20 protein-coding genes are annotated in these 17333 nt (G+C 46.0%); 6 read left to right on the forward strand and 14 right to left on the reverse strand.

Annotated elements, in window-relative coordinates; translation table 11 throughout:
- Nucleotides 1-82 precede the first annotated feature (82 nt).
- A complete protein-coding gene (gene gpmI, locus V7O64_RS08765; RefSeq protein ID WP_407355044.1) occupies nt 83-1630 on the forward strand; it encodes a 2,3-bisphosphoglycerate-independent phosphoglycerate mutase in 1548 nt (515 codons plus the stop codon).
- A gap of 3 nt (nt 1631-1633) precedes the next feature.
- On the opposite strand, the gene fen is transcribed toward gpmI, so the two are convergent.
- The 3 genes from fen to V7O64_RS08780 form a co-directional block, all read right to left on the reverse strand.
- On the reverse strand, nt 1634-2650 hold the full coding sequence (fen, locus tag V7O64_RS08770; RefSeq protein WP_407355045.1) for a flap endonuclease-1: 1017 nt from the start codon (nt 2648-2650) through the stop codon (nt 1634-1636).
- A gap of 31 nt (nt 2651-2681) precedes the next feature.
- Nucleotides 2682-2996 carry a hypothetical protein gene (locus V7O64_RS08775; protein ID WP_407355046.1) on the reverse strand — a complete coding sequence of 105 codons (315 nt, stop codon included), beginning with the start codon at nt 2994-2996 and terminating at the stop codon, nt 2682-2684.
- Between the two features lie 111 nt (nt 2997-3107).
- Nucleotides 3108-3431 (reverse strand): hypothetical protein, encoded by a 324-nt coding sequence (locus tag V7O64_RS08780; RefSeq protein WP_407355047.1) that lies wholly within the window; start codon nt 3429-3431, stop codon nt 3108-3110.
- A gap of 144 nt (nt 3432-3575) precedes the next feature.
- Here V7O64_RS08780 and V7O64_RS08785 point away from each other — a divergent pair, with 144 nt between their 5' ends.
- The gene (locus V7O64_RS08785; protein WP_407355048.1) at nt 3576-4505 is read left to right on the forward strand and encodes a presenilin family intramembrane aspartyl protease PSH; all 930 of its coding nucleotides are present in this window, start codon (nt 3576-3578) and stop codon (nt 4503-4505) included.
- Nucleotides 4506-4531: 26 nt separating this feature from the next.
- Here the strand turns inward: V7O64_RS08785 and V7O64_RS08790 are convergent, their stop codons facing one another.
- The 9 genes from V7O64_RS08790 to V7O64_RS08830 form a co-directional block, all read right to left on the reverse strand.
- On the reverse strand, nt 4532-5005 hold the full coding sequence (locus V7O64_RS08790) for a carboxymuconolactone decarboxylase family protein (RefSeq protein WP_407355049.1): 474 nt from the start codon (nt 5003-5005) through the stop codon (nt 4532-4534).
- 32 nt (nt 5006-5037) lie between these two features.
- Nucleotides 5038-5976: a methanogenesis marker 7 protein gene (locus tag V7O64_RS08795; protein ID WP_407357304.1), complete on the reverse strand. Its 939-nt coding sequence runs from the start codon at nt 5974-5976 to the stop codon at nt 5038-5040.
- Entirely contained in the window at nt 5976-6572 is a 597-nt protein-coding gene (locus V7O64_RS08800; RefSeq protein WP_407355050.1) for a methanogenesis marker 17 protein, read from the reverse strand. The genes V7O64_RS08795 and V7O64_RS08800 overlap by 1 nt, the downstream gene beginning before the upstream one ends.
- A gap of 5 nt (nt 6573-6577) precedes the next feature.
- Nucleotides 6578-7819, reverse strand: coding sequence for a methanogenesis marker 15 protein (locus tag V7O64_RS08805; RefSeq protein ID WP_407355051.1), 1242 nt, complete (start codon nt 7817-7819; stop codon nt 6578-6580).
- Nucleotides 7816-8277 carry a methanogenesis marker 5 protein gene (locus V7O64_RS08810; RefSeq protein WP_407355052.1) on the reverse strand — a complete coding sequence of 154 codons (462 nt, stop codon included), beginning with the start codon at nt 8275-8277 and terminating at the stop codon, nt 7816-7818. Before V7O64_RS08810 ends, V7O64_RS08805 begins: the two co-directional genes overlap by 4 nt.
- A gap of 9 nt (nt 8278-8286) precedes the next feature.
- Complete coding sequence (locus tag V7O64_RS08815) at nt 8287-8721, reverse strand: methanogenesis marker 6 protein (RefSeq protein WP_407355053.1); 435 nt, start codon at nt 8719-8721, stop codon at nt 8287-8289.
- A gap of 2 nt (nt 8722-8723) precedes the next feature.
- Nucleotides 8724-10259, reverse strand: coding sequence for a methanogenesis marker 3 protein (locus V7O64_RS08820; protein ID WP_407357305.1), 1536 nt, complete (start codon nt 10257-10259; stop codon nt 8724-8726).
- 42 nt (nt 10260-10301) lie between these two features.
- Nucleotides 10302-11918, reverse strand: a complete 1617-nt coding sequence (atwA, locus tag V7O64_RS08825; RefSeq protein ID WP_407355054.1) for a methyl coenzyme M reductase system, component A2 — start codon at nt 11916-11918, stop codon at nt 10302-10304.
- A gap of 262 nt (nt 11919-12180) precedes the next feature.
- Nucleotides 12181-12984: an HAD family hydrolase gene (locus V7O64_RS08830; protein ID WP_407355055.1), complete on the reverse strand. Its 804-nt coding sequence runs from the start codon at nt 12982-12984 to the stop codon at nt 12181-12183.
- Nucleotides 12985-13081: 97 nt separating this feature from the next.
- On the opposite strand from V7O64_RS08830, the gene V7O64_RS08835 reads away from it, so the two are divergent.
- Together V7O64_RS08835 and V7O64_RS08840 are read left to right on the forward strand one after the other, a co-directional pair.
- Nucleotides 13082-13807 carry a matrixin family metalloprotease gene (locus V7O64_RS08835; protein ID WP_407355056.1) on the forward strand — a complete coding sequence of 242 codons (726 nt, stop codon included), beginning with the start codon at nt 13082-13084 and terminating at the stop codon, nt 13805-13807.
- The gene (locus tag V7O64_RS08840) at nt 13791-14153 is read left to right on the forward strand and encodes a methylated-DNA--[protein]-cysteine S-methyltransferase (protein ID WP_407355057.1); all 363 of its coding nucleotides are present in this window, start codon (nt 13791-13793) and stop codon (nt 14151-14153) included. Before V7O64_RS08835 ends, V7O64_RS08840 begins: the two co-directional genes overlap by 17 nt.
- A gap of 4 nt (nt 14154-14157) precedes the next feature.
- Here V7O64_RS08840 and V7O64_RS08845 read toward each other — a convergent pair whose 3' ends face one another.
- A complete protein-coding gene (locus V7O64_RS08845; protein WP_407355058.1) occupies nt 14158-14736 on the reverse strand; it encodes a nitroreductase family protein in 579 nt (192 codons plus the stop codon).
- 102 nt (nt 14737-14838) lie between these two features.
- Nucleotides 14839-14967, reverse strand: coding sequence for a 4Fe-4S binding protein (locus V7O64_RS08850; protein WP_407355059.1), 129 nt, complete (start codon nt 14965-14967; stop codon nt 14839-14841).
- A gap of 136 nt (nt 14968-15103) precedes the next feature.
- On the opposite strand from V7O64_RS08850, the gene V7O64_RS08855 reads away from it, so the two are divergent.
- Nucleotides 15104-15517, forward strand: a complete 414-nt coding sequence (locus V7O64_RS08855) for a winged helix-turn-helix transcriptional regulator (RefSeq protein WP_407355060.1) — start codon at nt 15104-15106, stop codon at nt 15515-15517.
- Nucleotides 15490-17208 (forward strand): aldehyde ferredoxin oxidoreductase family protein, encoded by a 1719-nt coding sequence (locus V7O64_RS08860; protein WP_407355061.1) that lies wholly within the window; start codon nt 15490-15492, stop codon nt 17206-17208. Before V7O64_RS08855 ends, V7O64_RS08860 begins: the two co-directional genes overlap by 28 nt.
- Nucleotides 17209-17333 lie beyond the last annotated feature (125 nt).

Genomic DNA, 17333 nt, shown 5'->3' on the forward strand with positions numbered 1-17333 from the left:
GTGTACTGATATCAGGCTGTAGCCCTGGCTGTCAGAAGCATAATACAATGCATTTAAAAACCATCGGGACAATTCAGAACCCATGTCATATGAGAACGGACCACTTTTATTGATGATACTTGATGGCTGGGGATATAGCCCTGAAAAAAGAGGGAATGCTATCATAGCCGCAAATACCCCGGTACTTGACACTTTGTTTGAGAACTACCCCTCATGCTTTCTGGAAGTATCAGGGGAAGGTGTGGGACTTCCCGAGGGCCAGATGGGTAACTCAGAGGTAGGTCACCTCAATATCGGTGCCGGCAGGATCATTTACCAGGACCTGACCCGTATTAACAGGGATATACACAATGGCTCCTTTTTTGAGAACTCCGTCTTACTTGAGGCCATGGGACATGTGAAGCAGAAGGGCTCCTCACTGCATCTTATGGGTCTGTTCTCTTACGGCGGCGTGCACAGCCACATGGACCATATGAGAGCACTTGTGGAAATGGCAAAAAACCAGGGCTTGGAAAAAGTCTACATCCATGCATTCCTGGATGGAAGGGATGTGCCTCCGCAGACCGCCCTTGATGATATGGCAGGACATGAGGAGTTCTGCAGAAGCACAGGTATTGCAAAGACTGCGACTGTCTGCGGCAGGTATTATGCAATGGACCGGGACAAACGCTGGGAGCGCACGAAACTGGCATATGATGCACTCACACTTGGTGAAGGCATCCTTGCTGATGATGCTCTTTCAGCCGTAAGTATGGCTTATGCGCGAGGAGAGAATGACGAATTCGTAAAGCCTACTGTCATAACAGAGGCCGGCGGCAAACCTGTGGCAACCATAAAAGATGGAGATTCGGTCATCTTTTTCAATTTCCGTCCTGACAGGGCAAGACAGCTTACATACGCTTTTGTGAACGATGTTTTTGATGGTTTTGAGAGAAAGGTAAAACCGGAAGTTCACTACGTCTGCATGGCAGAATACGATGAAAAACTGCATGTCCCAATAGCATTCCCACCGGAGACCATCACCAATACTCTGGGAGAAGTCCTGAGCAAGAACAACAAAAAGCAGCTCCGCATAGCGGAGACAGAAAAGTATGCTCATGTGACATTCTTCTTCAACGGTGGTGTGGAAAAGGAGAATGATGGGGAGGACAGGTGCCTTATACCGTCACCTGATGTAGCCACTTATGACCTGAAACCGGAGATGAGCGCGTATGAGGTCACAGACCAGCTAGTTGAGAGAATAAAGTATGGTAAGTATGATGCGATCGTTCTTAATTTTGCCAATATGGATATGGTCGGGCACACAGGTATCATGGATGCGGCCATCAAAGCAATCGAAGCTGTTGATGAATGTGTTGGCAGGATCATCGATCAGATTATCGAAAAAGATGGTGCTTCACTCATTACAGCAGACCATGGTAATGCTGAGAAGATGATAAATTACACAACGGGCAAGCCACATACTGCACACACCTCCAATCCGGTAAGATGCATTCTTGTAAACGCAGAGGAAGGGACAACATTAAGGGATGGAAGACTCTCGGATATTGCTCCTACAATGCTGGAAATACTTGGGATCGACAAACCGGAACAGATGACAGGAGTCTCGCTTATTCAAAAATACAATTAGATCTCAGAACCATTTATCCAGGGTACTCTGTCCGCCGCCCGAGGATGCCTCAAGGCGCTCCAGGGCCTTTGTAACCCGATCCTCTGAGAAGTCATGCTCCCCGCAGAGGAAGGAGATCACTTTATCATTATCAGGTCTTTTCCATTTCAGGGAATAGTCATCTGTAACTGAAGGAGACAGGAAAAGCTCCCTGAGCTCTTCAAGGCCCGGGATATCCATGCCTTTTACAGCCAGTATGTTCTCAAGGGTTCCATGCTCCCTTACAAGCTTAAGGGCGGTTTTGGGACCAACTCCCTCCAGACCCTCGTTATAGTCAGTGCCCACACATATGGCGATGTCTATCAGCTGTGAACGGGTAATCCCGAGTTCATCCAGGTTTTCCTTCAGGTCTATGACCTCAGGTTTGACATCCACATAAATATTCTTTTTTGGTAGTTTCCTTTTTCCGGATACTGTGAGGTTCCTGACAACCCGTGGTGAGCCAAAGAGCAGGGAATCATAATCCTGCGAAGCTATCAGGTCCGCATCGCCTTTCCTGACCATGTAGGCAGCCTGTGCCTCACCCTCTGAGGGAGCGTCAACAAATGGTATGCCCATAGCTGTCAGAAGGCACCTGGAATCTTCAACTATCGTGGCGTCGACCCTGGAAGAAGCCTGTGCATACTTATATGCTTCTTCTGCAAGTCCTTTTTCCTTAGCCTCTGCATACTTTATCTTTGCATTCTCCCTGACCTCTGTTCTTTTGAGAATTGTCTGCAATTTAAGGTCAGGTGGCTTGCCATCAAAAACAAAGACAGGTTTTACTCCTGCCTCAACTATATTTGTCATCCTGTAAAGGATACCTGAGAGATGTGAAGTGACATTCCCCTGTGAATCCTTAAGAGGGGTCCCATCCCTCTGGCGAATGATACTCAGGAACTGGTAAAGCGTGTTAAAGGCATCTATAGCCACAACATCTGATGAAAGGTCGGATACCCCTATCTCACTCCTCTTAAGGAGTTCCCCTATATCAACACCCATGCAGGATCATATCGGAATCTGTATAAGATAATCAGGCTTCACTGGTTATAAGCCCGTTGCATTCAAGTCTTACATCAATGACAGAATCATCGTTGGCATCTATCTTTCCTACCCTTAGGATATTACCCACCCTGTCAATGAGATGTGTCTTTGTGACCTGCACCTGGTGAAGGTCACTGGAATCTTTATTTTTATGAATTATTACGAGATTGTGCTGATCATTGTCATTCTTGCCTAACTTTGACATCATGTTCTTCACAAGCTGCTCAAAGTCAGAGTAGATGAGTATCTCAGAACATTTCCCTGCTTTTTTTATGATACCTATCGGTTCCAGATTAATGCGCATGTACGCACCTCTTACATATGGAATATATCTGTCATTCTACTACAACTTAGTTAATATGGTTTTCGGGATATTGAATGGCAGACCAAATATAATTAAAGCCACAGTATAATATCACCTGTATCTTGTCCGGTCCAGGGAAGCCATCATATCATCCATTCTTCCAATTACCTCATTTATCCTGGAATCCAGGTTATTTTCCACACTCTGGACATTTATCCTCAAAGAGCGTTCCTTGGCCTCTAGCATGTTATCTATCTTGCGCAGACGCATATCCACTGACAGGATCATCGCAGCCAGTGCGCCCACCATGACCATAGCAGACAGGATTATCAAAGTATTTGCCGAACTGTATGTGAACCTTCCAAGCCATTCATATGTCAACACAAATGAAGATACAACCATTACAACTGAGAATATTATGTCCCTGGTTTCCATTCTTTTCCCTCTTTATCGATATGGGCTTTTTTGCTATTTATGTTATTTAACTCTATTTTTTTAAAAGAGAATACCTTATATAGTGAACAGACATTTACTATATTTATATAATAATTAATAATTTATACATTCGGAGTTGCAGCATTGAGTTCTGAAAAGACAGGTATTAAAGATTATGCACCGATGCTTGTGATGGCAGGCATCATACTGGTAGTACAGATCACAGCATTGCTTCTGGCCACACCCATGAATGCGAACGATATGAAGGCTTTTGAGAATCCCGAGTCTACTGCGAACAGCATATATTACATCGGAATTATCCTTGTATTCACATTCCTGTTACTGATGGCAATTAAAAGGAACATGCAATGGATAATACAGCTCACAATACTCCTTGCAGTGGGAGCTACGATGTACTATGTGTTCTTTGCTTTGCTGTCCCTGGCAGATATATCGGAAATGACGAACAATGTAATATCTGTCCTGGTGGCAGCCATCCTCACCATATTGCTCTACAAGTTCCCTGAATGGTATGTGATCAACATCATTGGACTGATAATAGGTGCAGGAGCCAGTGCAATATTTGGCATATCCCTGTCAATACTCCCTGTAATAGTACTTCTTGTACTGCTGGCTGTCTACGATGCGATATCGGTCTACAAGACAAAGCACATGATAGACCTTGCAGAAGGAGTGATGGACCTTCGTCTGCCTATACTCTTCGTTATTCCGAAACACTTAAGATACTCATTCATTGAGGATTCATTCAAAAAAGAGGAAGGAAAAGAGAGAGAAGCCTTCTTCATGGGACTTGGTGATGCCATTATGCCAACCATACTGGTCGTATCTGCAAACATCTTCCTGGTTCAGAAGGATGCAACACTACAGTTCCTCGGATTCATATCCTACCCCGCCCTTGGGGCAATGATAGGCACAATTGCAGGATTCGTGATACTGAGCATCCTTGTAATGAAAGGAAAACCACAGGCAGGGTTGCCATTCCTGAACAGTGGTGTGATACTCGGGTATATAATCGGAGTCCTGGCATCCGGTCCGGGAACACCTTTCTATTAAGGGAACCTTATTCCCTGTTTACTTTTTTAGTCTTCCTCGGGGAGTTCGGAATTTATATTGCATATGGTACAATTGGGATCCGTTGAATTTCCTGACATTGCACAGGATCCATTGAACTCCGCATCCACAGAGCGGGTGCCCTCAGCAAGCACTGCAGCTGTTGAAACCGTACTTGCTATCAGAATGGAATCAAATATCTCCTCCCTGGAGACACCCAGCCTTTTTGCAACCCTCACATGGGTCTTAAGACAATGCTCACATCGCAGGGCAGAAGCAACAGCAATGCATATTAGCTCCACTGTTTTAGGATCCATACGTTTGAACTCACGCATGATACTGTTCTCGTATATCATCCGTGAGATGAATATTTCCGGCATATCCTTCATGAAGTTGATTATGTAAGGAATCTCACCATACCGCTTCTCAACATCGGCCAGAATCTCTTCTGCAGCCTCTTCAGGTTCCTTGTCGAGGATCTCTTTTATTCTTTCCAGTTCCATAATGACCCCATGGATAGATTTTTATCAGGATATCAGGTAGTAAATCCTACCTCAGATTCTCGTTTGATCTTGACCAATATATAATTTTTCATCTTTGACGGAGTGATCACAGCCATATCCGAAAGCTTTAATCCTTCATCGAACTCAAGATCCTCCACTTTCCCGTGGAAGCGATCATAAGGAAGCTTTACACGCAACCCGTCAAGCTGGAGCGTAACAGGGGCAGGAGAGAACACATCGAATATCTCCGGTATCTGCTCATGTATCTCTTTCATGACCCTTGCAGGCAGTACCGCCAGCTGGTCCTTTGCAAGGTCCTCACGCATCTTCTCCACCACTTCAACGACCTTCTCCAGCAGCACATCAAGAGCATCAAGTTCACCGCTTTTCCTCATGCGATGTGCCACCCTGCCGATACCTCCCACATAAAGGTCGGCATTTGCAACATCTTCGGTCTTAAGACCACAGGGCCCCCCGGCAACTATCTTAGGAATGGTTATCCCTTCAAGCAGCTTTGGTTTCTTGTTCCTGATACAATCACTGAAGGTACCAAAGGAGAATAATGCAATATCATGTTCATTGATGAGTTTCCTTTCATAATTATCTGAAAGAGAGACCCTTCTGCCCATACCCCTTGCCAGGCCTATCATATTCGTATTCGCACCACCCCTGCGCATGTATTCAGCCACATCACATGCGGAGTGGGGAAGATGATGGGAAGCCAGTGTTGGGGATACTACAGCGATCTCTGTTCCTGTAAGAGGAGCACGGGTGAGTTTACCAAGGAGTTTTGTTCCCAGTTCCTCGATCAGATGCACATCATCCCGGGGAATCAGCATTACAAGTGTGACTTCCGTTGCTGCCGGGACTTTCTGTATCAGATAGCCTCCAAGGTCCTCCAGAAGTTCTGTTATGAGCGTATGTTTGTGAATCCCGCCTTCATATATATATGGCTCCAATATCGCAGACATCATTCACCCTCCGTAAGTTCTGCAGCCATTTTTTGCGCCTCCTGTATCCACTCAGGTTTCAGGGGGTCCTCGCTTGCCACGAATACGAACTTATGACCATCAATTGAATGATAACGTACACGGAACCCTTCAGGGGTGGCCCTGATAGCCATTTCCACCAGCCTTGACTGAAGTGTGCTGCGGGGATCTGCAACCACCATATCATTAAGGAACGCCACCTCAGATCCGGTGTCATCAACTAACATTTTCAGTGTCTTTCTCTCAGGCTGGAAGACTTTCATACGTCCGTATCTGGCCCAGAGCTTCTCAAGCAGTTCCGGCAGGTATTTCTCCTGATCAATAGAGATCGTCAGCTCTTTTCTCATCTGATTGGAAACCTCTACACTGGCCATATCAGACAGTTTCACCGTGGGCTGGCTACCCCTTAAGATCACAGCCATCTGGAAAAGTGAATCTTCAGGCCTTACGACCACCTTTATCCTTCCGATAGCGCCGCCAAGAACCAGTTCGGTAATTATGTCAGCGACTATGCTCCTGTATGCATCGCCTTCTTCCCTGACGGTGGACTCTACTACGAAGGTCTCAAGAGCTTCCATAAGAATTACTCCTCCACGTATCCCGAGGCAAGCAAAGCACTTCCCACAGCACCTATCAGGTGGGAATTGGGAGGAACGAGTACATCTATCTTAAGCAACTGTCCAAGTGCCTTTGGAACACCCTCTATGAGAGAGGAACCGCCCACAAGGATCAATGGTTCCTTCACATCGACTTCCTGCAGCTGCTGCTCGAATATCTGTTCCACCACACTATGACATGCTGCAGCAGCAACATCCTCGGGGGTCGAGCCCTTCGCAAGGGAATTGACAAGTGACTGGATACCGAATACGATACAATAGCTGTTCATATCGACATTTTCCTGCATACCTTTCACAGCAAGGGCACCCAGTTCGGTGATATCCACACCAAGCCTCTTTGCAGTCATATCAAGAAAACGGCCGGAAGCACCTGCACATATACCACCCATGGTGAACATCCCGGGAATCCCATCCTCTACGGATATGGCCTTGTTGTCCATTCCGCCGATGTCTATCACAGTTGCCGAACCCTTCTGCTTACCTGCAAGATAGACTGCACCTTTTGAATTGACAGTGATCTCTTCCTGGATGAGTCTGGCATTGAAATGTTCTCCCACAAGGAAACGACCGTACCCTGTAGTACCAATGGCCTGGATTTCCTCCTGTTTAACACCTGCCTCTTCCAATGCAGCATTAAATGCCTCTGTTGCACTGTCGATCACCTTGATAGTGGGTACCCACCCGGAACCTATTATCTTGTTGTCCTTCATGATGACAGCTTTTGTCGTAGTGGACCCGGAGTCGATACCTGCTGTAAGCCCGCTTTGATTCTCCCTTGCCAGAAGATGCCTGCGTCTTGCAATGGTTGTAAGGGCTTCCATACGTGTCAGCAGGGTAGCGGCAGTTGTGCGCTCGGTGAAAGAATAACTGATGACAGGGAGGTCTGAGTATCTGTTGATGTAGCGGCGAACCTCGTTTCTGACTATGGCTGCCTCTGCACACCTGAAACATGAAGTGATGAACACACCATCCACATCCGAGATGCCTTCAACCACTGCCCTGGCCCTTGCCATCATAAGACGAAGATCCGGGCTTGCAGCCTCTATACCGAATTCCCTGCCGATATTATCAAGGACATTGATATCTATCTCTGGATAAATGAGCCTTGCATTCACACTGGCTGCTACTGAATCAAGTTCGCCGTGAACACCGGCATATTCGGATCCGCAGGACACCAGTGCCACCTTTACCTGGGCTTCGTCGTTCATTCTGATGCCTCCTCACCCATCTGTGGCAATGACTTTAAGAATTCAGCGATCTTGTACACGAATTCCTGCCCTTCATCATCATTTTTGGGAAAATCCAGTTCAAGAATTGGCATATCACGGCTCCTTATGAGATATTTTGTCAGCTCATTGGTACGGGCACATCCCATACAACCAAAAGCCATCGGAGACTCAACAACAATGATACCTGCCTGTGCCTTCTCAATCATGGGCCCCACTATGGCCATCCTTCCCCTGACACCTGCCGGGACTTCCACTGCCGCATACTTCAACCCGTGTTTGGGCTCTTCTGCGGTAATGTTCAGGGGAGGAGAATCCACACCTACGGTGGATACCTTTTCCTTGATCTTTTCCATCATTGCAAGGGGTGTGTGGCCAAACCTCTGGACCAGGTCAGAAAGTATCAGGCTGTTTGTAGGATATATGATAACGTTTGCCATTGTATTGCCTCATGAGGTGGATTTGATTATTTCCTGAAGATCTTTTACTTCAAACCTTTTCCTGGGTTCGGTCTCCCTGAGAGGAACATCCTTGTCATATTTATCAAGTGCTTTGCCTATCATCGGCAGCATCATTGATTCTTCCTTGAGGAAATAGAAACCAGGTCTTGCTCCCCCACCACGGGATGCACGGCAACGTCTCTCATCCCCCGGAGGGAAACCTCTCTCTTTAACGAATATGTGATTCTTATCAAGGTCTACAACCTCTTTGACCACTCTGTCCACAGCATCCCTGGGGCCTGTGACCATGGTACCAAAACATGTTTCCTTAATTACAATATCGGTATTTGATCCGTATATCTTCATTGCAGCATCTATTGGCAATACACTATCTGAGCTTGTAACAACAAGCTTTGTTATGACATCTTCATTTCCTTCAGCCATCTTCATTTCTCCTTGCTGCGCTCTATGATATACATGACATCGCCGTCCCTGAAATGCGCGAGTTTGTCAAGCTCAAGTATCCTTCCCACAATATTAGTACTGGCAAAACGTTCCCCTGTTGGCCCGAAAAGATCATCGTCCGATGTCTTGACACCTATCATACCGGCTCTTTTTGCAGCCTGGCTGGTAACACCGATCTCACCTGCAATCGTCTTTTTCGGAGTGTTTTCGGGAAATATCTCCTTATAGGACTCTGCCGGCTTCTCAGCTTTAAAGATATACGTGTTCTCATATGTCATCATTACAGGGAGCACACCCACTGGATCATACTGCAGACCTACAGCATGTCTGAAGAAATCAAGGGTCTTTGGAGCAAGGTCATCATAAAGCTCTACAGCCACAAGTTTCTCCGGATCCACTCCCTGCACGGTAACCTTTTTTTCAAGCATTATTTCAATTGTCGTTGCAGGGATCTGTTTGACTATGAAACCATTGTCATGAACATATCCTTCCCTCAATACCTCTATACCAAGAGCCTGCATCTCATATTCAGCATCCGCATTGGTCTTGCCCAGCAACATTATTGGATCGGGGATGGATTCAACCATTATTTTCTGGCCGCTTTTTACCATCCTTGCTAGTTCTATACCCTTTACCACATGCCCTATCACCGAATGCATTATAGAGGACGTACGGTCATTTGTGGAGATGTAGAGCTTCCCTGCACCATATCCCACGGTCCTCACAAAGACAGAACCGGTTGAGCGTGATTCGAAATTCTCATAAGTTACCAGTTCTCCCTGAAAACGATGGTCGGATATAAAGGACGATGATACAAGATCGATATGAAAGGTACCATCACGGGTAACAGCAAAGAAGAACTCTGCACCTTGAGGGGCTTGCAGATCCATTTCGATCTCAACATATGTGAATATCTTATACCCATTCTCCACCTTTAAAGAGAGATCCGTTGTAGAGATATGCTCACCGGCCTTCTCCCATTCAATAACAGGTTCTACCGCGATGATCCTGTCACCTCGCACAAGATCTGTAAGAACGTGTTTTCCACTTATTACCCTGGCAAATATCCCCTCATCAGGTGCGCCATACTCGGCTGTATGTCTGGTCTTGCTGATTATAAGATGAGTGTTTGCAGCATCCCCGCCACCCGCACCGAAAAGGAGAGTGAACATATCCATGTCGCAAGTCCCCCGGACCGGTACCATGTCCGTACTAAAAGGACCAAAAGCCAGGGCATCTTTGCCTGTCCACCTGACCGGTATATCAATTAGACCTTTAAATAGAGAGACCCAGCTTTTTGAGGAAGGTGAGGATTCGTCCAGCAGTTCGATCCTGAACTCGCCTTTTGATGTTTTCACAAGATATTCCACAGACACCTGTGACCTGAGATCCTCTTTCTCGATCAGTATTCCAACTGCCGTTCCTTTCCTGTAAGGTGCGTTTGACACCTTAATGGCATCCTCAAGGGTTGAACTTTCCGGTAATCTCAGTTCCTGTCCGTTGATCTCTATCGTTATTTCGCCATTCGTGCCAAACTCCTCCGTAACCTTCTCAAACTGTCATATTTCTGCTGCCGCCTCAATACGTTCTTCTTCGGTAAGTTCAGACAGTACCGCAGCCGGTTCTCCTACGCTGACGATCTTACCATTCCTCATAAGAGCTACACGATCACATATCTCTTCCAGGAAGTCCATATCATGTGACACAATGACAAATGTGTCACCCATCTTTTCCCTTGCTTCCAGAATTGACCTTGTGACCTCTTTCTTTGTGAAGGGATCCATGGTCCCGGTTGGCTCATCCATAATAACGATGTTTGGCTCTTTCATCAATATCTGGGCCAGTGCAACCCTGTGCCTTTCTCCTTCACTAATCTCATCTGACATCTTCGATAATATAGATTTTGCCTTATCTTCTGTAAACCCGGTAGCTATAAGCGTGTTGACAGCCTTCCTGACAGCAAGTTCATAGGGAAGATCGATACCTATTGATTCGGTCAGGTTATCAATTATAGTCCTGTGAGTGTAAAGGCCGTACTCCTGATGCAATATGCCCATGTACTTCACTGCGCGTCCCCTGCATTCAGGTCCCGGCTTCTTCATATCTATCCATTCATCCCCAACGCGCACCTGCACCTCTCCGCTGGTGGGCTGCACGATACCCATGAGGATCTCTGAAGTAGTGGTCTTTCCTGCGCCACTGGTACCTGCAAGACCGAATATCTCACCCTCCCTCACATCAAATGACACATCATTGACTGCGTAAACCACGCCTCTGGTAACCGATATATACTTCTTGACGAGATTATCCACCTTGATGAGAGGATCGCCAACAACAATATCAGACTTCTTTTCAACAGAACAGATAAGGTTCATGAACTCTTTTGCAACCTCTGAAGGAGAACCTTCCTTTACAATTGCTCCGTCTTCGAGGATTATCGCCTTATCAGCCAGGTCCTCAACAACCTCAGACCAGTGAGAAGTAATGACCATGGTCATATTGTAATCTTTTACAGCCTTTGCAATAACATCATGAACAACTGCAGCAGTCCTTGGATCCAGTGTACCTGTCGGTTCATCAGCGATCAGAAGCATGGGATCCCTTACAAGCTGGCGGGCAAGTACTACCCTCTGTTTCTCACCACCACTAAGATCACGGGCTACGTGCATCATGCGGTGTGAAAGTTCCACTTTCTCCAGAAGCTCGACAGCACGTGACAGAGCTTTCTCACTGCTGATACCAATTTCAGTCAGAGAGTTTACAACGTTTGTTATGACCCTGTCATCACCATAAAGAGCAAAGGTACGCTGGAGCATGATAGCAATCCTTTTGGTTATCTCACGCCTTGAAGGATCATGGAGCGGGAGCTTGATGAAATCTGCTTCAAAGGGTTGAAGGACTGCCTTTGCACAGGAAGGACATTCATTTCCCACCTTGCCTGGTGGCTCCACATATCCGCATTTATCGCATCTTGCAAGGTGGTATATTACTTCCCCACTGATACCTTCATACTCTTCAACACCACGCAGGACGTGCATCAATACTGTTTTCCCCGAACCGCTTCTTCCAAGAATACCAAGGACTTCTCCTTCGTTGATGGTCAGGTTTATATCTTTGAGAACTTTGACACCATCAAACTCAAGTGTCAGGTTTTTAACTTCAATGAATAATGCCATTTGATTTCCTCCGCCCAGGATGCATAGGATTCATGTTTTGCCAATAATGATATGCATATCTACTCAAATTACTTAACGGTTTTGTAGACCCCATACAAAACTAGCTTGACTGGAACCCATGCAGACCTGATAACAAGTTCATAGCGATCTTTTTTAAAGAATTACTTTTGGATTATTGAACTCAATACATAAAAGTAACGCATCCGTTCGCACTGTTAACAAGTAAGAGCTCCTACTGATGCTGATATAGATATATCATACATTACACCAAACTTTTTACAATGTTCACTACTTCAAAAATATCACTTATGACTAGATCAGCAGCCTCTACAAGGACAGGTGGCCTCATATCACCCTGCTGTGATGTTAAAATCCCCACATCTGCAGCTCTTAAGGCAAGGATATCGTTCATGCCGTCCCCTACCATGAAAACCATGTCATAGTTCTTCTTAAGATCATTGACGATACACTCTTTGTCATGTGTTGTGGCAACCGGGAAAACGGAACTCATAGGAATACCGAGGGATGAGGCAAGTCCTTTAAGGTTCCTGGCATCATCACCCGAGGCAATGTAAATATCAACACCCATTTCTCTGAGAAAAACGATAGCTTCCGATGTTCTGGAATACATCTGCCCGCCAGTGCTCAGAACATACGGGACCATATCATCCCGGGAATCAACTATCAGGCCTGCTGCAATGTAAAAGATATTCGGGCACCGCTTTTTTACAAGTGAGAGCACATCATTAAGATCCTTTAAGGTTACGGAATCCTGTCTTATTACCCTGTAAACCACATCCAGAAGAAAAGGACTGCTTGAACAACTGATAGCAATATCGATGCCATACTTTTCAATGAACTCGTACAAACCCATATCCTGGTCACATGACCTGAGGTCCTCAAAGCGGGTGCGCAAAACTACAAGGGCCCTGTTGGCCTTTTCTGCCACAAGGAGTGTGCTTTGTATATCTTCAAGGATATGGCCCGTGCGCATTTCCTTTGCAACACGATACATGTGTAAGAGCGTACCTGCACTGTCAAAGACCACAGCAACACGTTTTTCCATATACCCTGATTGTATTTATCAAATATAGGATTAGCTATAGCCAATAATATTGACCTGTTATCTGTGCCAAATGACTATATGTTAGCAGACCAATCTCATGTCAGTAAATATGGCAAAAATGAACTGGCTGATAATCGCCCTGATAATCCTTATTGCAACCGGACTGGCTTCTGAGAGTCTTAAACACCAGGATAATGGGGAACTTATCCTGAATCCGGAACCATGGGAACAAATGCCGATCACTGTTTATATCGATGACATCAATGTACCTGATAGTTACAGTCCCAGCTACAGGAAAAGTGTAGAAAATGCCCTTGAATACTGGGAAAAGGGTGGAAACGGGCAATTGGGTTACCAGCCTGATTTTTTAATAGTAGACACTGATAATGCTGACATACTGGTAATGTGGGTTAAGAATCTGGAACAGGACGCGGGAGTAGAGGATGGTGTTGCAGGATTTGCCAGACCCTATGTGGTGAACGGACGCTTTGAACGTGTTGATATCGTACTGGAGACCGGTAATTCCAGAGCATATTCCTGGGTACAGTATGGAGACAAAACAATGCAGGATATTGCCGCACATGAGATAGGGCATGCACTGGGACTTGGCCATAGTAATGACAGAAATGATATCATGTACCCCACATATGACAGCAGGGAGGACATAGATCCGCTACTGCTTAAATCAACATGGCCTTTGATTGTTCTTCTGATACTATCTGCATTGGTCCTGATAGCATACTACGGCACAGGATGGCTCCATTACAAAAGAAAGAGAAAGGATCTTGAAAACGGGGTTTTCGATAATGAGGAAAAAGAGTGATGAAACCGTCTTCAGGGATATATTAAGATACTTCGCTGGTGAAATGGTCGATTTTTCATATTATGAACCGGACCTCTCAGGACTTACGGATTTCCAGCGCCTTGTACTTGAAGAGGTCAGGAAGATACCTTACGGACAAACCATCACATACGCCGAACTTGCCTTTCGTATAGGTAAAGAAGGAGCTGACAGGTCCGTGGGAAGTGCGCTTGCAAAGAACCCTTACCCTATAATCATACCATGCCACAGGGTAGTCTCATCATCGGGTATCGGCGGCTTTTGCGGACAGACCTGCGGAGAGAAGGTAGAGCTTAAGAGAAAGATGCTTGAGATAGAAAAGAGATAAAAGATTATCTCCAGATCACTTTTGCAGCATTTCTTGGGGGAACCCTCTGAACTCTGTACTTCGGATATCCAAGCATCATTGCATAATATGACCTGTGGCCGCAAGGAAGCCCCAATTCTTCCAGAAGATGAGGAGAGGAGTCCGCTGCAATCTGAACAACGCCTGCCCAACATGTCCCGAGCCCGTGTGCGGAAGCTGCGAGGTCCAGATGCGTCATGGCTATGATCGCATCCAGATAACCTGAGGGATCATCCTTCTCACCATGCACTATAACAAGATGTGGGGCACCATGGCAGATAAGATCGGTTCCCTGGTCCCACATACCTATCAGCATCGGCATTATAGGTGCAAGGGGATGCTTCTGCCCGCAACTGCAGATATCCCTGGCCCATAGTATCGTAAGCTCTGCTATACGCTGCACTTCCACAGGATCCTGTATGACCGTCCAGTTAACGCTCTGCCGGTTCATGCCCGACGGTGCATACCGGACCATGTCGAATATTTCCTCGAGGATTTCGCGGGGAATCGGCTTGTCCGAGTAATTCCTGACAGAACGGCGTGAGATAATTGTTTCACGCATCATATCAGCCCTTGTACCGGATTGTACGGCATCTCCGGATAATCCTGGATAGCTGATATTTACGGCATCTTCAGGACAGAACGCGAAGCAATGTCCGCATTCACTTCAGACAGATGCAAGTGAAGTATTAACTGAAACTATGCCTTCAGCAATAGTAAAGATACCGTAAGGGCATACTTCAACGCAGATTCCACATCCTGTACAAGTAAGTTCATCAATGGTCACATCATTCATGTTGTAATCTCCTGTAGCCTGTTAAGAGCACCCGACCGGCTCTCCGCCTTAGAGCGGACACTCACAATACAAAATATAGTGAATATATAAATAGCTCATAGATACATATTTTATAGTTGAGCACATTATTGTAAGTATGGATCAGGATAGTTCTCACAAACAAGAAAGATATCCCGACCCGGTGGAAACAGCCCTTGATGTCATTGGAGGCAAGTGGAAGCCTCTTATAATATGGAACCTGAAGGACCGTACGTTGCGATATACGGAACTTCAGAAAAGCATCCCTAAGGTCTCACCAAGGATGCTTACAAAGCAGCTACGAGAACTGGAAGATGAAAATGTCATTACCAGGAAGGTTTATCCCGAGGTCCCGCCCAGGGTCGAATACACGGTAACTGAACTGGGACTTGCCACGATACCTATCCTTGAAGCACTTTACATATGGGGAGCGGATTATCTTGTAATGAGAGGATATAAGGTACCAATGAAAAAAGGGATGAGAAACATACAACGGGAGGAAACATGTTCGGATGGACAGGAAGAACGATAATAATCGACCTTGGTAATAACTCGGTCACAGAATCAAGGACCAAGAAGACATATGCAGAAAAGTTCATCGGCGGGCGGGGACTTGGTTGCAGGCTTACAGAGGATTATGCAGTAGCCGGAATGGAACCACTTGACCCTGGAAATACTCTCATTTTCACAACCGGACCACTTACAGGGACATCTGCGCCCATGTCCGGGCACTTTGCAGTCACATGCATATCTCCCCTCACATCCACTGTTTTCAGCTCCAATACAGGAGGATATTTCGGAGCGGAAATGAAATTTGCAGGAATTGATGCCCTGGTGATCACAGGAAAGGCTGAGACGCCGGTATATCTGCAGATATCTGACGAGGAAGTTGAAATAATGCCTGCTGAGCACCTATGGGGAAAGAATACCGCTGAGACCACGACATTGCTTGAAACAAAAGGAAATGTTGCGTGCATAGGCAGGGCAGGTGAGAAACTTGTCAGCATGGCAAACATTGTCAATGACCGCATGTATTCCAGTGGCAGGGGAGGACATGGTGCTGTGGCGGGTTCAAAAAATCTCAAGGCGATAGTTGTTAAGGGTACAAATGTCGTGGAAGTGGCAGAGCCGGATAGTTTTGAGAGTGTTGTTGGCAGAGTAAAAAAACTGCTGGTTGCAAACCCCCCGTCTTCCAGGGGCCTCAGTACATACGGAAGCCCTGTGTTTGCTGACCTGCTGGACTATATGGGAACGCTTCCGGCACACAATTTCAGGGAAAGGACTTTTGCAGGGACAGGAAAATTATCAGGCGAGGCGATCAATAAGAACTACAGGATCAAGCCTGCACCCTGTTATGCATGTCCTGTAGGTTGCAGAAGGACTTCTGAGGATGGCAAACCTTTACCGGATTTTGATTCCATATGGGCATTCGGACCTAATATCGGCAATGATGACCTGGAACTCATAAGGGAAATGGACAGCCTGTGCTTTGACTACGGACTGGACCCCCTTTCATGCGGCGCTTCCATTGCATCATATATGGAGGTGAATCCCTGGATGCATATAGATGAGCTTAAAGGACTGGTACTGGAAATTGGAAATGGCAGACATGACCTGTGCAGGGGTGCACATGCATACCTTTGCGCCGTTAAAAAGGAAGAATACAGCACCTCTGTCAAGGGACTGGAACTGCCCGGATATGATCCCCGTGATATGGCAGGCATGGCCATCGCATATGCAACATCCAATACAGGTGGTTCTCATCTTAGCGCTTTTATGGCTGCTCCTGAGATTATGGGCAAACCCATGCTGCTTGACAGGAAAAGATACGAGGGAAAAGCTGCACTTGTACAATATTTCCAGAACCTTACGGCAGTAATGGATTCCCTGGTAATGTGTCCGTTCTCCATCCTGGCTCTGGATGAAGTTGAACTCTGTGAAATGTTAAGCCATGTGACCGGAATGAAATATTCCGCCGAGGAGATACTGCGTACCGGTGAGAGGATATACAACCTTGAGAGAATTTTTAACATCCGATCAGGATTTACTTCAAAGGACGATAGCCTTCCTGAGAGGTTTTTCAAAGGAGATGGGATTGACAGGGAAGTTTTTAAGAATACACTTCGGGATTACTATCATTTCAGGGGATGGGACGATGCCGGGGTCCCGACCGGAGAAAAGCTGAAGGAATTGGACATAGCTATTGAAATCAGTGACCAGTGACACAAAAGGTCCATGCTCTGCTCAGGACCCTGCAGACACATATAAAAGGATATAAATAAAACATAGCCCTATTTTAGGTATCTGCTAATATTACAGACAATTAATGCAGAATCAAAGGTTAAATT

This window comes from Methanolobus sp. WCC5 (assembly GCF_045690325.1).
GTDB lineage: Archaea > Halobacteriota > Methanosarcinia > Methanosarcinales > Methanosarcinaceae > Methanolobus.

What these genes read in the sequence shown, in the direction of transcription:
- V7O64_RS08845 (WP_407355058.1), bottom strand. Translation starts at nt 14,736, where the DNA reads ATGATGCGTGAAACAATTATCTCACGCCGTTCTGTCAGGAATTACTCG.
- V7O64_RS08835 (WP_407355056.1), top strand. Translation starts at nt 13,082, where the DNA reads ATGTCAGTAAATATGGCAAAAATGAACTGGCTGATAATCGCCCTGATA.
- V7O64_RS08850 (WP_407355059.1), bottom strand. Translation starts at nt 14,967, where the DNA reads ATGAATGATGTGACCATTGATGAACTTACTTGTACAGGATGTGGAATC.
- fen (WP_407355045.1), bottom strand. Translation starts at nt 2,650, where the DNA reads ATGGGTGTTGATATAGGGGAACTCCTTAAGAGGAGTGAGATAGGGGTA.
- gpmI (WP_407355044.1), top strand. Translation starts at nt 83, where the DNA reads ATGTCATATGAGAACGGACCACTTTTATTGATGATACTTGATGGCTGG.
- V7O64_RS08815 (WP_407355053.1), bottom strand. Translation starts at nt 8,721, where the DNA reads ATGGCTGAAGGAAATGAAGATGTCATAACAAAGCTTGTTGTTACAAGC.
- V7O64_RS08795 (WP_407357304.1), bottom strand. Translation starts at nt 5,976, where the DNA reads ATGTCTGCGATATTGGAGCCATATATATATGAAGGCGGGATTCACAAA.
- V7O64_RS08840 (WP_407355057.1), top strand. Translation starts at nt 13,791, where the DNA reads ATGAGGAAAAAGAGTGATGAAACCGTCTTCAGGGATATATTAAGATAC.
- V7O64_RS08860 (WP_407355061.1), top strand. Translation starts at nt 15,490, where the DNA reads ATGTTCGGATGGACAGGAAGAACGATAATAATCGACCTTGGTAATAAC.
- V7O64_RS08830 (WP_407355055.1), bottom strand. Translation starts at nt 12,984, where the DNA reads ATGGAAAAACGTGTTGCTGTGGTCTTTGACAGTGCAGGTACGCTCTTA.
- V7O64_RS08805 (WP_407355051.1), bottom strand. Translation starts at nt 7,819, where the DNA reads ATGAACGACGAAGCCCAGGTAAAGGTGGCACTGGTGTCCTGCGGATCC.
- V7O64_RS08800 (WP_407355050.1), bottom strand. Translation starts at nt 6,572, where the DNA reads ATGGAAGCTCTTGAGACCTTCGTAGTAGAGTCCACCGTCAGGGAAGAA.
- V7O64_RS08810 (WP_407355052.1), bottom strand. Translation starts at nt 8,277, where the DNA reads ATGGCAAACGTTATCATATATCCTACAAACAGCCTGATACTTTCTGAC.
- atwA (WP_407355054.1), bottom strand. Translation starts at nt 11,918, where the DNA reads ATGGCATTATTCATTGAAGTTAAAAACCTGACACTTGAGTTTGATGGT.
- V7O64_RS08790 (WP_407355049.1), bottom strand. Translation starts at nt 5,005, where the DNA reads ATGGAACTGGAAAGAATAAAAGAGATCCTCGACAAGGAACCTGAAGAG.
- V7O64_RS08855 (WP_407355060.1), top strand. Translation starts at nt 15,104, where the DNA reads ATGGATCAGGATAGTTCTCACAAACAAGAAAGATATCCCGACCCGGTG.
- V7O64_RS08775 (WP_407355046.1), bottom strand. Translation starts at nt 2,996, where the DNA reads ATGCGCATTAATCTGGAACCGATAGGTATCATAAAAAAAGCAGGGAAA.
- V7O64_RS08780 (WP_407355047.1), bottom strand. Translation starts at nt 3,431, where the DNA reads ATGGAAACCAGGGACATAATATTCTCAGTTGTAATGGTTGTATCTTCA.